At 72.7% G+C, this 14,623-nt stretch carries 13 protein-coding genes; 8 read left to right on the top strand and 5 right to left on the bottom strand.

Features of this window, described 5'->3' with window-relative positions; genetic code table 11:
• The first annotated feature begins 143 nt into the window (after positions 1–143).
• The gene (locus N912_RS65960) at positions 144–968 is read left to right on the top strand and encodes a GAF and ANTAR domain-containing protein (RefSeq protein ID WP_028925486.1); all 825 of its coding nucleotides are present in this window, start codon (positions 144–146) and stop codon (positions 966–968) included.
• 82 nt (positions 969–1,050) lie between these two features.
• On the opposite strand, the gene N912_RS0131230 is transcribed toward N912_RS65960, so the two are convergent.
• The 3 genes from N912_RS0131230 to N912_RS0131240 all read right to left on the bottom strand — a co-directional run bounded on the left by N912_RS0131230 (position 1,051) and on the right by N912_RS0131240 (position 4,949).
• Positions 1,051–1,482 carry a GNAT family N-acetyltransferase gene (locus tag N912_RS0131230; RefSeq protein ID WP_211261473.1) on the bottom strand — a complete coding sequence of 144 codons (432 nt, stop codon included), beginning with the start codon at positions 1,480–1,482 and terminating at the stop codon, positions 1,051–1,053.
• Positions 1,483–1,549: 67 nt separating this feature from the next.
• Positions 1,550–3,715 (bottom strand): 3-hydroxyacyl-CoA dehydrogenase NAD-binding domain-containing protein, encoded by a 2,166-nt coding sequence (locus N912_RS0131235; RefSeq protein ID WP_028925488.1) that lies wholly within the window; start codon positions 3,713–3,715, stop codon positions 1,550–1,552.
• 1 nt (position 3,716) lies between these two features.
• Complete coding sequence (locus N912_RS0131240) at positions 3,717–4,949, bottom strand: acetyl-CoA C-acetyltransferase (RefSeq protein WP_037067507.1); 1,233 nt, start codon at positions 4,947–4,949, stop codon at positions 3,717–3,719.
• Positions 4,950–5,044: 95 nt separating this feature from the next.
• On the opposite strand from N912_RS0131240, the gene N912_RS0131245 reads away from it, so the two are divergent.
• Positions 5,045–5,779, top strand: coding sequence for a MerR family transcriptional regulator (locus tag N912_RS0131245; RefSeq protein ID WP_028925490.1), 735 nt, complete (start codon positions 5,045–5,047; stop codon positions 5,777–5,779).
• A gap of 47 nt (positions 5,780–5,826) precedes the next feature.
• Here N912_RS0131245 and N912_RS0131250 read toward each other — a convergent pair whose 3' ends face one another.
• Positions 5,827–6,756, bottom strand: a complete 930-nt coding sequence (locus N912_RS0131250) for a hypothetical protein (protein WP_156994166.1) — start codon at positions 6,754–6,756, stop codon at positions 5,827–5,829.
• Positions 6,757–6,888: 132 nt separating this feature from the next.
• On the opposite strand from N912_RS0131250, the gene N912_RS55845 reads away from it, so the two are divergent.
• Positions 6,889–7,593, top strand: a complete 705-nt coding sequence (locus N912_RS55845; RefSeq protein WP_051581059.1) for an AIM24 family protein — start codon at positions 6,889–6,891, stop codon at positions 7,591–7,593.
• Between the two features lie 76 nt (positions 7,594–7,669).
• On the opposite strand, the gene N912_RS0131260 is transcribed toward N912_RS55845, so the two are convergent.
• Positions 7,670–8,269, bottom strand: coding sequence for a TetR/AcrR family transcriptional regulator (locus N912_RS0131260; protein WP_028925492.1), 600 nt, complete (start codon positions 8,267–8,269; stop codon positions 7,670–7,672).
• A 121-nt stretch (positions 8,270–8,390) separates the two neighbouring features.
• On the opposite strand from N912_RS0131260, the gene N912_RS0131265 reads away from it, so the two are divergent.
• Genes N912_RS0131265 through N912_RS0131285 form a run of 5 tightly spaced genes read left to right on the top strand, consistent with a single transcriptional unit; the run spans position 8,391 to position 14,618 of the window.
• Entirely contained in the window at positions 8,391–9,218 is an 828-nt protein-coding gene (locus tag N912_RS0131265) for an SDR family NAD(P)-dependent oxidoreductase (RefSeq protein WP_064745450.1), read from the top strand.
• On the top strand, positions 9,215–11,248 hold the full coding sequence (locus N912_RS0131270) for an acetate--CoA ligase family protein (protein WP_028925494.1): 2,034 nt from the start codon (positions 9,215–9,217) through the stop codon (positions 11,246–11,248). The genes N912_RS0131265 and N912_RS0131270 overlap by 4 nt, the downstream gene beginning before the upstream one ends.
• A gap of 20 nt (positions 11,249–11,268) precedes the next feature.
• Complete coding sequence (locus tag N912_RS0131275) at positions 11,269–12,453, top strand: acyl-CoA dehydrogenase family protein (RefSeq protein WP_028925495.1); 1,185 nt, start codon at positions 11,269–11,271, stop codon at positions 12,451–12,453.
• On the top strand, positions 12,450–13,172 hold the full coding sequence (locus N912_RS0131280; RefSeq protein ID WP_028925496.1) for an enoyl-CoA hydratase/isomerase family protein: 723 nt from the start codon (positions 12,450–12,452) through the stop codon (positions 13,170–13,172). The genes N912_RS0131275 and N912_RS0131280 overlap by 4 nt, the downstream gene beginning before the upstream one ends.
• Positions 13,173–13,190: 18 nt before the next feature.
• Entirely contained in the window at positions 13,191–14,618 is a 1,428-nt protein-coding gene (locus N912_RS0131285) for a purine-cytosine permease family protein (protein WP_028925497.1), read from the top strand.
• Positions 14,619–14,623: the final 5 nt, after the last annotated feature.

Raw genomic sequence — 14,623 nt, forward strand, 5'->3', positions numbered from 1 at the left:
CAAACCATCAAGTAACTCGACCGGATGGTCTACAGGCGTGTCGCGCGATGCGCTACGGTACGAAGCGGTCACAGTCCGTCATGCTCTCCGCTCGGCCGACTCTTGCAACGCGCCGACCCGCGTCACCGGAAAGGACCGTCGGCATGTCCGCCCGTCAGACATCCGCGTCACCCGAGCCCGCGTGGCACACCGGGCTGGAGCAGGACCGCCCCGGGCTCGCCGAACTCGCACTCGACATCGCCCGCACCTCGGTCGCCGAGCTGGACGCCGAGGAGCTGCTGCGCCGGACCTGCATCGACCTGACCGAGCTGGGCGGCCTTGCCGGCTGCGCCGGCGTGCTGTTCGCCTCCTCGACCGGCTCGGTCCGCGCCCTGGTCGCCTCCCACCCCGCCGCCGGCCAGCTGACCCGCCTGTTGCAGCAGCTCGGCGAGGGCATCGGCTCCGCCGCCATCTGGTCAGGGCGGGACACCGCGATCGAGGACCTGACGACGTCCGCCAGGGTCGACCTCGCCGAGGCCGCCGGCCGGGTCGGGCTGCCGGTGACCGCCGCGGTGGCGCTGCGCGGCAGCGGCGGGCTGATCGGCTGCCTGCAGCTGTTCGGCTCCGGCCCGCACGCGCTGACCGAGCGCCTGCTCGCCGACCTGGCCCCGTTCGCCGAGGTGCTCGGCACCGCGCTGGACAACGCCGAGGCCTACCAGCACTCCGCCGGCCTCGTCGCCCACCTGACCGCCGCCCTGGACGACCAGCGCCCGATCGAGCAGGCCAAGGGCATGCTCACCGAGCGCCACCAGATCGACCTGGACGCCGCCTACCGAATGCTGCGCGAACAGGCCCGCCGCCGGAACATGACGGTGCACGCGGTCGCCGCCGAACAGGTCGCCGCCTCCTACAAGGCCGCCACCCCCGTCCCCGAACAAGGCGGCGCCACCCACCCCGAACAGACCGACGCCCCCGCCCCCCGCCGCTAGATCCGCCCGCACACCCACTTCGGCGCTCGCACATGCGTCGCAGCACGTGTGCGGGGTACGAAGTGGGTGTGCGGGCCGATAACTAACGCTCGGCGGCGAGGCGCGCGAGCGCGGGGCCGGTGAGGCGGTAGCCGTGCCACTCGGACATGTGCTCGGCGCCCAGGGCGCGGTAGAAGTTGATGGAGGGCTCGTTCCAGTCCAGGACTGACCACTCCAGGCGGCTGTAGCCGTGGCGCGCGCACTCGGCGGCCAGCTCGGCCAGCAGCGCGCGGCCGTGCCCGCCGCCCCGGTGCTCAGGGCGGACGTAAAGATCTTCCAGGTAGAGGCCGTGCACGCCGTTCCAGGTGCTGAAGTTCAGGAACCACAGCGCCATCCCGGCCAGCTCGCCGCCGGGCAGCTCGGCCACGTGCCCGAACAGCGCCGCCCGCTCGCCGAACAGCGCGGTCCGCAGCTGTTCGACGGTCAGGTGGCACTGCTCGGGCGCGCGCTCGTACTCGGCCAGCTCGTACACCATGGCCACCACCGCGGCCAGGTCCGCCTGCGCGACCCGCCGGATCACCACATCGCTCACCCGGGTCAGGCTATGCGGCGGCGGTGGCCTCCTTCGCGGCGGCCGCGCGCAGGCTGTCCGGCACGGTGAAGCGCTCGCCGTACTTGGCGGCCAGCTCGTCGGCGCGGGCCACGAAGCCGGCCTTGCCGCCGGCGTAGCCGTCGATGTACTGCAGGACGCCGCCGGTCCACGGCGGGAAGCCGATGCCGAAGATGGAGCCGATGTTCGCGTCCGGGACCGTGGTCAGCACGCCCTCGTCCACGCACTTCCAGGTCTCGATCGACTCCACGAACAGCATCCGTTCGGACAGTTCGTGCAGGTCCACGTCGTGGTTCGTGGCACCCAGCTCGGTCCGCAACCCCGGCCACAACCCGGCGCGCTGGCCGTCCACGTACTCGTAGAACCCGGCGCCGCCGGAGCGTCCGGGGCGTTTGAACTCGTCCACCATCCGGTCGATGATCGGCTCGGACGGGTGCACCACCCACTTCTGGCCGGACGCCTCCACCGCCGCGCGGGTCTCCTTGCGGATCTTCTGCGGCAGCGTGAGGGTCAGCTCGTCCATCAGCTGCAGCACCGGCGCCGGGTAGCCGGCCTGGGAGGAGGCCTGCTCGATGGTCTGCGGGTCGATGCCCTCGGCGAGCATGGCGATGCCCTCGTTGAGGAAGGTGCCGATCACGCGGCTGGTGAAGAAGCCCCGGCTGTCGTTGACGACGATCGGCGTCTTGCGAATGCCGAGCGTGACGTCGAACGCCTTGGCCAGCGCCGCGTCGGACGTCCGCTCGCCCCGGATGATCTCCACCAGCGGCATCTTGTCGACCGGCGAGAAGAAGTGCAGGCCGATGAAGTCGCCCTGGCGGTCCAGGCCGGCGGCCAGCTCGGTGATCGGCAGCGTCGAGGTGTTGGAGCACAGCAGCGCGTCCGGCTCGACGACCTTCATCGCCTCCCGGAACACCTCCTGCTTGAGCTCGACCGACTCGAACACCGCCTCGATGATGATGTCCGCGCCGGCCAGGTCGTTGTAGTCGGCGGTCGGCGTGATGCGCTCCAGCAGCGCCTCGCCCTTCTCGACGGTGGTCCTGCCGCGCTTGACGCCCTTGGCGACCAGGCCCTCGGAGTACCCCTTGCCCTTCTCGGCCGCCTCCAGCGAGACGTCCTTGAGCACGACCTCCCAGCCGGCCAGCGCGCACACGTACGCGATGCCCGCGCCCATCATCCCGGCGCCGAGCACCGCCACCTTGCGCGGCTGCCACTTCTCGTAGCCGTCCGGGCGGGACTCGCCGTTGTTGATGGCCTGCAGGTCGAAGAAGAACGCCTTGGTCATGTTCGTCGAGACCTGGCCGCACACCAGCTCGGTGAAGTAGCGGCCCTCGATGCGCTGCGCGGTCTCGAAGTCCACCTGGGCGCCCTCGACGGCGGCGGCCAGGATGTTGCGCGGCGCCGGCATCGGCGCGCCCTTGAGCTGCTTGCGCAGGTTGGCCGGGAACGCCGGCAGGATGGCGGCCAGCTTCGGGTTGCTCGGCGCGCCGCCGGGGATCTTGTAGCCGGGCTTGTCCCACGGCTGCGCGGCGTCCGGGTTGGCCTTGATCCAGGCGCGCGCCTTGTCCAGCATCTCTTCGGACGTCTCGGCTAGCTCGTCCAGGATGCCGACTTCGAGCGCCTTGGCCGGCTTGTGCCGCTGGCCCTGGCCGAGCACGTTGAGCACGCCGTTGGCGATGCCGAGCATCCGGGTGATCCTGGTGACCCCGCTGCCGCCGGGCAGCAGGCCCAGGGTGACCTCCGGGAGTCCGTACACCACCCCGGAGGCGTCCAGCCCGATGCGGTGGTGACAGGCCAGCCCGATCTCCAGGCCGCCGCCCAGCGCGGTGCCGTTCATCGCCGCGACCACCGGGCGGCCGAGCGTCTCCAGCTTGCGCAGCTGCGCCTTCACCTCGGCGACGCCGGCGAACACGTCCGGCGCATCGGACGGGCGGGCCTGGATCAGCCGGTCCAGGTCGCCGCCGGCGAAGAACGTCTTCTTCGCGGACGTGATGATCACGCCGGTGATGTTGTCCTTGTCCTTGTACAGCGCGTCCAGGCACTCGTCCATGGCGGCCTTGTACCGCTCGTTCATGGTGTTGGCGCTGCGGCCCGGGTCGTCCAGGGTGACGACGACGATGCCGTCCTCGCCCTTCTCCCAGCGGACGGCTTTCTCTGCCACGTCAAACCCTCTCGATGATCGTCGCGATGCCCATGCCGCCGCCGACACACAGCGTGGCCAGGCCCCGGCGCAGGTCCCGGCGCTCCAGCTCGTCCAGCAGGGTGCCCAGGATCATCGCCCCGGTCGCGCCCAGCGGGTGGCCCATCGCTATCGCGCCGCCGTTGACGTTCGTCTTCTCGTGCGGGATGCCCATGTCGCGCATCCAGTGCAGGACCACCGCGGCGAACGCCTCGTTCAGCTCGAACAGGTCGATGTCGTCGACGGTCAGGCCGGCCTTGGCCAGCGCCTTGCGGGTGGCCGGGGCGGGGCCGGTGAGCATGATCGTGGGTTCGGAGCCGGACACCGCGGTGGACACGATGCGGGCGCGCGGGGTGAGCCCGGCGGCCTTGCCGGCGGCCTCGGTGCCGATCAGGCACAGCGCGGCGCCGTCCACGATGCCCGACGAGTTGCCGGCGTGGTGCACGTGGTCGATCTTCTCCACCCAGTGGTAGCGCTGCAGCGCCACCGCGTCGAACCCGCCCTGCTCGCCGATGGCGGCGAAGGATGGCTTGAGCGAGCCCATCGTCTCCAGGGTGGAGTTGGCCCGCACGTGCTCGTCACGGTCCAGCACGGTCAGCCCGTTGCGGTCGCGCACCGGAACGACGGACCGGGCGAAGTAGCCGTTCGCCCATGCCTTCGCCGCGCGGGTCTGCGACTCCACCGCGTAGGTGTCGACGTCGGTGCGGGAGAAGCCGTCCATGGTGGCGATCAGGTCGGCGCCGATGCCCTGCGGCACGAACCCGGTCTGGTACGAGGTGTCCGGGTCCATCGCCCAGGCGCCGCCGTCCGAGCCCATCGGCACCCGGGACATCGCCTCCACGCCGCCGGCCAGCAGCATCTCCTCCATGCCGGAGCGGACCCGCAGCGCGGCCTGGTTGACCGCCTCCAGCCCGGACGCGCAGAACCTGTTGAGCTGCACGCCGGCCACCGTCTCGGGCAGGCCGGCCGCGATCGCGGCGGTCTTGGCGATGTCGCCGCCCTGGTCGCCGATCGGCGAGACCACGCCGAGCACGATGTCGTCGATGGTCGCCGGGTCCAGCTCCGGGAACCGGCGGCGTACCTCGTCGATCAGGCCGACGACCAGCGAGATCGGCTTCACCTCGTACAGCGAGCCGGACGCCTTGCCCCGGCCGCGCGGTGTTCGGATGGCGTCGTAGATGTAGGCCTCGGGGATACCCCCGGTGGGGCTGCTCATGGGAACCTTCTCCCGGCTCGGGTGCCACACTGCGTCTACCCCTTTGTTACAGCAGCACTGTCACATTGGTCAAGCACTCGGTAGGCTGCTCAACCGTGACCGCCGCCGCATCCACCGACGCCGACCTGCTCACCATCGACCAGCTGGCCGACCGCAGTGGGATCAGCGTGCGCACCATCCGGTTCTACGCCGGCAAGGGACTGCTCCCCCCGCCCCAGCTGCGCGGCCGGCTGGGCCTGTACGGGCAGGACCACCTTGCCCGCCTCGACCTGATCTCCGAGCTGACCGGCCTGGGCTTCACGCTGGCCGCCATCGAGGGCTTCCTGGAGAAGCTGCCCGACGAGATCGGCGCCGAGGACCTGGTGCTGCAGCGCGCGCTGCTGGTGCCGTGGGTGCCCGAGCGGCTGGAGGAGATCGACGCCGAGGAGCTGAACCGGCGGGCCGGGCGGACGCTGCGCGAGGACGAGGTGGACGCGCTGGAGGCGCTGGGCGTGCTGGAGCGCCACCCGAACGGCACCATCCTGCTGCACGGCGCCGCCGGGCTGGCCACCGCGCTGGAGAGCCTGGCCATCGACCTGCCCCCCGACCTGCTGCGCCGCTCGCACGCGCTGATCGCCAAGCACACCGCCGCGCTGGCCGAGGACCTGATGCAGCTGTTCCAGGACGAGGTGCTGCAGCCCTACCGGGACCGGGGCCGCCCCGCCGCCGAACGCGCCCGCCTGCGCGAGCTGTACACCCGGCTCAAGCCGATCACCATCCGCGGCGTGATGACCGCCTTCGGCCGCGCCGTGAACCGCGCCATCCGGGAGCGCCACAGCCAGGGCTCGTGACCCGTGAGTGGCTAGGGCCGTCATAGCGGCCCTAGCCACTCACGGCATCAGCGGGGGAAGCTGCGGGCGTCGACGGGGCTGGTGCGGGCCTTGCCGCCGGCGACCGGTTGGAGTGTCACGTCGTAGGCCGTGTAGTGGGTGCCGTCGGGCTGCTCGGTGGTGGTGAACGCCAGGGCCTGGTCGAACTGGGAGAAGCGGCAGGCGCGGGTGAACAGCCGGTCGGCGCCGCTCCAGTCCACGCCGAGGGTGTAGAAGACCTGGTAGCTGCCGTCGGAGATCTGGGCCAGCTCGGCCTTGGCGCCCTGCTGGATGTAGATCGACACCACCGGGGCGCCGTTCTGGGCCAGGGTCAGCACGGCGTCCGTCGCGTTGCCGTTCGTGATCGCCAGCCTGCCGAGGCCACCGCGCCCGGCGCCGTTGACGATCGCGCCGTTGTCCAGCCGGGTCTCCGGCATCGGGATCTTGTCGCCGGTGAAGTCGGCCCACTGGATGCCGGCGGCGCGCAGCTTCACGGCTGCCTCGCGCATCCGGTCCGCGCCGGGGCCGGCGCTGAGCGTGCTCATCACCGACGGCGTGGCGCACAGCTCGAACGTCCGCACCCGGCCGGACACGCCGGACATGTCGTCGGCGAGCTGGCGCAGCCCGGCCAGCAGCGCGGCGTGCGGCTCGTCGAGGCCGGCGGGCGGGTTGATCGCGGCGAGCTGGTCGGCGGCCCGGCCGGTCGAGACGCCGGCGGTCGCGACGGTCCCGCCGACCGCGTCGTACGGGCCGGCCGAGGCCACCGAGCGCCAGGACCCGGCCAGCGAGGCGTTCGTCGTGTTCAACAGTTGCTGGTACGCCTCGGGCGTCACCCTGGCCGGCGCGGGCGGCGGCTCCGGCGGGGCGCCCCCACAGCCGGCGACAACACCCAGCAACACCGCCCCGACCAGCAAGGACGCGACCGAGGACGGCCGGCCACGAACCCGAGATCGAACCACCGTCCCCCTTTAACCCCGTGAGCGGCCAACGGGAGCGGCCTTCAGGATCGTGAACCGCCCGTGCTGGTGTCAACGCCGTTCGTCGGCAATTTGTGCTGAACAACCCTGTCGGGTGCGCCTTATGGTGGCCGCGTGCGCAGCGACCTGTTCGGCCCGACGCACGTCGAGGCCCAGACGACCGGCTCCGGGCTGACCCCGCAGAACTCCAAGATGCTCAAGGTAGCGCTGGACGGCGAGGTGATCGCCCGGCAGGGCGCCATGGTCGCCTACCAGGGGAAGATGAAGTTCCAGGCGCTCGGCTCGGGCGGGCTGGGGAAGTTCATCAAGAAGCGGCTGACCGGCGAGGGCATCCCGCTGATGCGGGTCAGCGGCAAGGGCGACCTCTTCCTGGCCGAGCGCGCCCGCGACGTGTTCGTCATCGACCTGGACGGCCCGGACGACGGGCTGACCATCAACGGCGCGAACGTGCTGGCCTTCGATCCGGGCCTGAGCTGGGACCTGAAGCGGGTGAAGGGCGTCGGCGCGCTGTCCACGTCCGGCCTTTTCAACTGCGTGTTCACCGGCAAGGGGCGGATCGCGATCACCTGCGAGGGCACGCCGGTGGTCCTGAGCGTGGACCAGCCGACCTACGCCGACCCGCAGGCCGCCGTGTGCTGGTCGGCCGGGCTGCGCACCGGGTTCCACCGCGCGGACCAGATCGGGGTGGGCACGCTGTTCGGGCGCAGCACCGGCGAGGGGTTCACCATGAGCTTCGCCGGGGACGGGTTCGTGGTGGTGCAGCCGTCCGAGGACGTGTCCGCCGAGGGGCTCGGCGGGGTCGGCAGCGGCGGCGAGTAGGCGGCCGCACACCCGGTTCGTACCCGGCACACCCGCTCCAGCACGTGTGCGGCACACGAAGTGGGTGTGCGGTCGCCTAACCGACCAGCTCGCGGCGGACGAAGTCGACGAGGAGTTCGCGCATCACCGTGACGGTCATGCCGGGCACGCCGGTGAGCACCTGGATCGCGGCGCCGTCGGTGAGCGCGGTCAGGCGGCGGGTCACGTCGTCGACGTCCACCTCGGCGCGGAACACCCCCTGCCGCTGGCCGCGACGGACGATCCGGGCCACCGCCTCCTGCCAGCGCGCGTAGAACCGGTTGTGCACCGGGCGCAGCTCGGGGCGGATGGTCGCCTCGGCCCAGAACTGCATCCACACCGACCACTCGTCACGGACCCGGCCGACGGCGGGCAGCTGCATGTCGATGAGCTTGAGCAGCCGCTGGTGCGCGTCGTCGATGCGGCGCAGCTCGGCGGTCTGGCGCTCGAACGCGCGGTCCACCGTGTGCTGCAGCGCGGCGGTGAGCACGTCGTTCTTGCCGGGGAAGTAGTAGTGCACGGCGCCGGTGCTGGTGCCCACCGCGCGGGCGATGTCCGCGATCCGGACCGCGTGGTAGCCGCGCTCGGCGATCAGCGCCCCGGCGGCGTCCAGGATCGCGACGCGCCGGCGCTCCTCGAGGTCGGTCTGGACGGGCACCGTCCGATCATAGCGCGGACTGACTCGATCATCAGATAGCAACATCCCTTGACAAAGGCCTTACCGTCAGGAGTGACTGACGCGTCAGTCAGATCGCGGATCCGGGGCGGGAGGGCCGGCGATGGCGGGTGACCGGACGGGGAGCGTGCTGCGGGCCGATGCGCTGGCCGGCCGGGTGGCGCTGGTGACCGGCGGCGGCACCGGGCTGGGCCGGGCGACCGCGCTGGAGCTGGCGGGGGCCGGCGCGGACCTGGTGCTGGCCGGGCGCCGGGCGCAGCCGCTGGAGAAGGTGCGGGCGGAGGTCGCCGAGCTGGGCCGGCGCGCGCTGGTGGTGCCCACTGACGTGCGGGAGGAGGCTCAGGTCGGCGCGCTGGTGGACGCCGCGCTGGCCGGGTTCGGCCGGGTCGACGTGCTGGTGAACAACGCGGGCGGTCAGTTCGCCGCGCCCGCCGAGCGGATCACCCCCAAGGGCTGGCGGGCGGTGCACCGGCTGGCGGTGGACGCGGCGTGGGTGCTGACCCGCGAGGTGGCGGACCGCGCCATGATCCCGAACCGGGGCGGCGTGATCTTCTTCCTGGCGTTCTCGCCGCGCCGGGGGATTCCGTCCATGGTGCACGCCACGTCCGCGCGCGCCGCGCTGGAGAACCTGGCCGCCGGGCTGTCGCTGGAGTGGGGTCGCTACGGCATCCGGACGGTGTGCGTGGCGCCGGGCACGATCCGCACGGACGGGCTGGCCGCGAACTACTCCGAGGCGGACCGGGAGCGGTGGGCGCGGGCGGTACCGCTGGGACGGCTGGGCGAGCCCGGCGAGGTGGCCGGGATGGTCGCGTTCCTGGCCAGCCCGGCGGGCGGGTACGTCACCGGCACGACGGTGGTGGTGGACGGCGGCGCGGACGCCTGGGGCATGGGCTATCCGGCGCCGGACCCCGAGCCCCGGGCCGAGCGGTGACCGGCCGGGATCTCCGGGCGTTGTTCGACCCGGCGTCGGTCGCGGTGGTCGGGGCCAGCGACGACGAGTCGAAGTACGGCAACTGGATCGGCGCGCAGGCGCTGCGGATGGCGCCGGAGCGCCCGGTGTACCTGGTCAACCGGCGGGCGGCGACGGTGCTCGGGCGGGCGGCGTACCCGTCGCTGGCCGGTGCGCCGGGTCCGGCGGAGCTGGTGGTGATCGCGGTGCCGGCGGCCGGGTTCGAGGCGGCGGTGGACGAGGCGCTGGACGCCGGCGCGCGGGCGATCGTGGGGATCAGCGCCGGGTTCGCCGAGCTGGGGCCGGAGGGGCGCGCGCTGCAGGACCGGGTGGCGAAGCGGGTGCGGGCGGCCGGCGCGGTGCTGCTCGGGCCGAACTGCCTGGGCGTGGCCGACTCCACGACCGGGCTCACGCTGGCGTCGAACCCGCTGCCGGCCGGCCCGGTGAGCCTGCTGTCGCAGAGCGGGAACATGGCGCTGGAGCTGAGCCGGTTCCTGGCCGGGCGCGGGCTCGGGTTCGCCCGGTTCGCCTCCCTGGGCAACCAGGCCGACCTCGGCGCCGCCGACCTGATCCGGGCCTGCACCACGCACCACGGCACCGAGATCGTGGCGGTGTACTGCGAGGACTTCGGCGACGGGCGCGCGTTCGTGACCGCCGCCGCCGAGGCCACCTCGGCGGGCAAGCCGGTGCTGCTCCTCACCGTCGGCGCCAGCGCGGCGTCGGTGCGCGGCGCGCGGTCGCACACCGGGTCGATGACCACGGACGGTGCGGTGATCGACGCGGCCTGCCGGGCCGGCGGGGTGTACCGGGTGGCGTCGCCGCGCGAGCTGGCGGACCTGGCCTCGGCGCTGCGCGGGTGCGCCGGGCCGGTGCGGCGGGTGGGGGTGATCGCGGACGGTGGCGGGCACGGCGCCGTCGCCTCGGATCTTGCCGAGGCGGCCGGCCTGGCGGTGCCGGAGTTCTCGCCGGCCCTGGTCGCGGGCCTGCGCGCGGAGCTGCCGCCGTCGGCGAACGTGACCAACCCCGTCGACCTGGCCGGCGCCGGCGAGCGGGACATCTCCTCGTTCGGGCGGGTGCTGGCCGCCGCACTGGCCGACGAGGAGGTGGACGGCGTGCTGGTGACCGGCTACTTCGGCGGCTACCGCGAGTACGGACCGGCGCTGGCCGCCGCCGAGGTGGCCGAGGCGCACACCCTGGCCGGGCACGTGCGGGCGCACGGCAAGCCGGTCGCGGTGCACACCATGCACCCGGACAGCCCGGCCGCCCGGGTGCTGGCCGAGCACGGCGTGCCGGTGTTCGCCGCGGTCGAGGACGCCCTGCGCACGCTGGCGCTGCTCGGCACCGGCGGCACCGTACGCCCCGCCGCAACCCCGACCGCCGCGGCGCCTCCGGTGACCGGCGACGGATACGCCGAAGCCCGCGCGCTGCTCGCGGCCGGCGGCGTCCGGTACCCGCCGGCGTCGGTCGTCCACACCGAAGAGCAGGCCGTGGACGCGGCGGAGCGGATCGGCTACCCGGTGGTGCTCAAGGCGCTCGGCCCGGTGCACAAGTCCGACCTCGGCGGCGTGGCGCTCGGCCTGCGCTGCGCCGACGAGCTGCGCGCCGCATTCCGAGACATCTACAAGTTGTCCGGCTACAGCGTAGAGGCGATGGCCGACACCGCCGGCGGCGTCGAGCTTATCGCCGGCGTGCACACCGACCCGCGCTTCGGCCCGGTCGCGATGGTCGGCCTGGGCGGGGTGTTCACCGAGGTGCTGCGCGACGTGGCGTTCGCGCTCGCGCCGGTCACCGCCGAGACGGCCCACGGGCTGCTCACCGGACTGCGCGGCGCGGCGCTGCTGCGCGGGGCGCGCGGCCGTCGCCCGGTCGACCTGGACGCCGCCGCCCGCGCCGTCGCCGCGATCACTCAGGTCGCCGCCGCACACCCGGAGATCGCCGAACTGGAGGTCAACCCGCTGCTGGTCACGCCGAACGGCGCGGTCGGCCTGGACGCCCGCATCGCGCTCGCCTGACCCACGGAAGGAACGACACGATGGACTTCGCCCTCACCCCACGGTTGGCCGAGCTCAAACAGCGCGCCGCCGACCTCACCGCCAAGATCATCCCGTACGAGGCCGAGTGCGAGCGCAACAACGGCCTCTCGCCGGACGCGCACGCCGCGATCCGCCAGGAGGTGCTGGCCAGCGGCCTGCAGGCGATCAACACGCCGGTCGAGTGGGGCGGCGCCGGGCTGACCGTGCTCGAACAGGTGGTCGTCCAGGACGAGCTGGGCAAGCTCACCAACGCGCTGTGGGACACCGTGTGGCGCCCGGCCAACCCGCTGGTGCACGCCACACAGGCGCAGCGCGAGCGCTACCTGGTCCCGGACGCGCGCGGCGAGCGCCGCGACGCGGTGGCCATCACCGAACCGGAGGCCGGCTCCGACCCGTCCGCGATCGCCACCACCGCCGCCCGCGACGGGAACGGCTACGTGATCAACGGCGAGAAGTGGTTCGTCACCGTCGGCGACGCGGCCGACTTCCTGCTCGTGCTCGCGAACGTCCCCGAGGGCGGGCCCACCATGTTCCTGGTCGACACCGACACCCCCGGGGTACGGATCAAGCACGTGCCCCGCTACACCCACACGTTCGTCTACGAACACCCCGAGTTCGTGTTCGACGACGTCCGGGTCGGCGAGGACGCCGTCCTCGGCGGCGTCGGCCGGGGCTACGAGCTGACCAGGGACTGGTTCACCGAGGAGCGGCTGATGATCGGCGCCCGCACCATCGGCGCCGCCGAACGCGCGCTGACCCTGGCCACCGACTGGGCCAAGGCGCGCACCCAGGGTGGCACCAGGCTGATCGACCGCCAGCTCATCCAGGCCATGATCGCCGACTCGGTGGTGGACATCGCCACCAACCGGGCGCTCACCCACCAGGTGGCCTGGGAGTTCGACACCGCCTCCCAGTCCGACGCCGACACCAGAAAGACGCTGCACGCCAAGGCAGCCACGGTGAAGCTGGCCGCGTCCGAGGCGTCCAACCGGGTCGCCGACAGGTGCGTGCAGATCTTCGGCGGCCGCGGCTACATCCGCGAGTACGCCGTGGAGCGGCTGTGGCGCGAGCTGCGGGTGGACCGGATCTGGGAGGGCACCTCGGAGATCCAACGGCTGGTGATCGCGAACGAGGCCGACAAGCGCGGCCTGGACGGCCTGCTCTCGTTCCGTACCGCCGGATGACCGCCGTCGAGGTCGGCGTCGAGGTCGCGGCCGACGGCGAGGTCGCGGTGGTCACGCTGCGCCGCGAACGCAAGCTCAACGCGCTGTCCACCGGCCTGGAGCACGAGCTGCTGGCCGCGCTCGGCTCGGCCCGGGTGACGACCAGCCGGGCGGTGGTGGTCACCGGCGGGGGCACGGTGTTCTCCGCCGGCGCGGACGTCGACGAACTGCGGGACATGACCCCGGAGGCGATCGCGGAGTACTACCGGGGCTCCGGGCGGGTGTACGAGCGGCTGGCCGGCCTGCCCCAGCCCACGGTGGCCGCGATCACCGGCTACTGCCTCGGCGGCGGCCTGGAGCTCGCGCTGGCCGCCGACCTGCGGGTGGCCGACCCGCGCGCGGTGTTCGGCCTGCCCGAGGTGGGGCTGGGCATCCTGCCGTCCTCCGGCGGGATCGCGCGCCTGGTCCGCGCCCTCGGCCCGGCCCGCACCCGCGACCTGGTGCTGCGCGCCCGCCGCTTCGGCCCCGACCAGGCCGAGCGCTGGGGCCTGCTCACCGAGGTCACCGAGACCGGCGAACACCTGGCTCGCGCGCTGGCGCTCGCGCACGAACTGACCGCCCTACCCCCGCCCGCCCTGGCCGTCACCAAGCAGGTCATCGACGCCGCCGCCGAGTCCTCGCACCACACCGCGCTGCTGCTCGAACGGCTCGCCTACACCGCGCTCCATCGCACCACCTGAAACCCGCCCGGAGGAGTCATGGACACCGTCGTCAACTCCCGAACCGCCGGCATCGAGGCCCGCTCGATCGACTACGTGCCGCTGCGCGAACGGCACGGAAAGGCCTGGCACCTGTGGCCGGTGTGGTTCACCGGCGACGCCCACCTGGCCACCGTGGCCACCGGCGCGATCGGCATCGGCCTCGGCGCGAACCTGCTGTGGACAATGGTGGCCATCGTCGCCGGGTCCGCGTTCGGGACGTTCTTCATGGCGTTCCACTCCTCGCAGGGGCCCCAGCTCGGGCTGCCGCAGATGATCCAGTCCCGCCCGCAGTTCGGCTACCTGGGCGCGCTGCTGGTGTGGGTGGTCGCGCTGGTCACCTACGTCGGCTACAACGCGTTCAACCAGCTGCTCGCCGGCGAGGCCGCGCACCTGCTGGTCGGGGTGGACGCCACGGCGGCGTACCTGGTGTTCACGGTGATCGCGCTCGGGCTGGCGCTGTTCGGCTACGACTGGATCCACAAGGCGCAGCGCTGGCTGGCCTACGGGCTGACCGCCGCGCTGGCGGTGTTCACCGTGGGCATCGGGTTCACCGGCGAGATCCCGGCCGGCCAGTTCGACCCGGCCGGGTTCAGCGGCACCGCGTTCGCGTCCCAGTTCTTCGTCGCGGCCGCCTACCAGCTCAGCTGGGCGATCTACGTGTCCGACTACTCCCGCTACCTGCCCCGCACGATCGGGGTCGGCGCCACGTTCTGGTGGACCTACCTGGGCGCGACCATCGGCGGCGCGTGGATGATGGCCGTCGGTGCGGTGGCCGCGGCGGCGAACGGCAAGCTGAACGTCTCCGAGCAGATCCGCCAGGCCGGCGACGCGATAGCCCCCGGCTTCGGCGCGGTCCTGCTGGTGCTCGCGCTGGCCGGCCTGATCACGATCACCGGCCTGAACTTCTACGGCGGTTCGCTGACGCTGCTGTCCATCGCGGACTCGGTGCGCCCGATCCGCCGGAGCAGGGCCGAGCGGGTGGTGGCGCTGCTGTGCTGCGGGGTGGTGGCCACGGCGGTCGCGCTGTCCGCGTCCGGGAACTTCCTGCACATGTTCGAGGGGTTCCTGGGCGTGCTGTTGCTGCTGTTCACCCCGTGGACGGCGATCAACCTGGTGGACTTCTTCCTGGTCAGGCACACGCACTACTCGATCCGCGAGATCTTCAACCCGAACGGCATCTACGGGCGGTGGGGCTGGCGCGGGCTGGTGGCGTACCTGCTCGGGTTCCTGGTGATGGTGCCGTTCGCCAAGACCGGCCTGTTCGTCGGCCCGGTGGCCGCCGCGCTGGGCACCGACATCGGGATGATCCCCGGCCTGATCGTCTCCGGCGGGGCGTACCTGCTGTTCTGCCGGGGCCTGGACCTGGCCGCCGAACGGGCCGCGATCGCCGACGCCGACGCCGGCCTCGAACCGGATGTGACTTGACGCCA

This window comes from Actinospineispora acaciae DSM 45401 (genome assembly GCF_000620785.1).
GTDB lineage: Bacteria > Actinomycetota > Actinomycetes > Mycobacteriales > Pseudonocardiaceae > Pseudonocardia > Pseudonocardia acaciae.

What these genes read in the sequence shown, in the direction of transcription:
- N912_RS0131230 (WP_211261473.1), bottom strand. Translation starts at nt 1,482, where the DNA reads ATGGTGTACGAGCTGGCCGAGTACGAGCGCGCGCCCGAGCAGTGCCAC.
- N912_RS65960 (WP_028925486.1), top strand. Translation starts at nt 144, where the DNA reads ATGTCCGCCCGTCAGACATCCGCGTCACCCGAGCCCGCGTGGCACACC.
- N912_RS0131265 (WP_064745450.1), top strand. Translation starts at nt 8,391, where the DNA reads ATGGCGGGTGACCGGACGGGGAGCGTGCTGCGGGCCGATGCGCTGGCC.
- N912_RS0131240 (WP_037067507.1), bottom strand. Translation starts at nt 4,949, where the DNA reads ATGAGCAGCCCCACCGGGGGTATCCCCGAGGCCTACATCTACGACGCC.
- N912_RS0131275 (WP_028925495.1), top strand. Translation starts at nt 11,269, where the DNA reads ATGGACTTCGCCCTCACCCCACGGTTGGCCGAGCTCAAACAGCGCGCC.
- N912_RS0131280 (WP_028925496.1), top strand. Translation starts at nt 12,450, where the DNA reads ATGACCGCCGTCGAGGTCGGCGTCGAGGTCGCGGCCGACGGCGAGGTC.
- N912_RS0131285 (WP_028925497.1), top strand. Translation starts at nt 13,191, where the DNA reads ATGGACACCGTCGTCAACTCCCGAACCGCCGGCATCGAGGCCCGCTCG.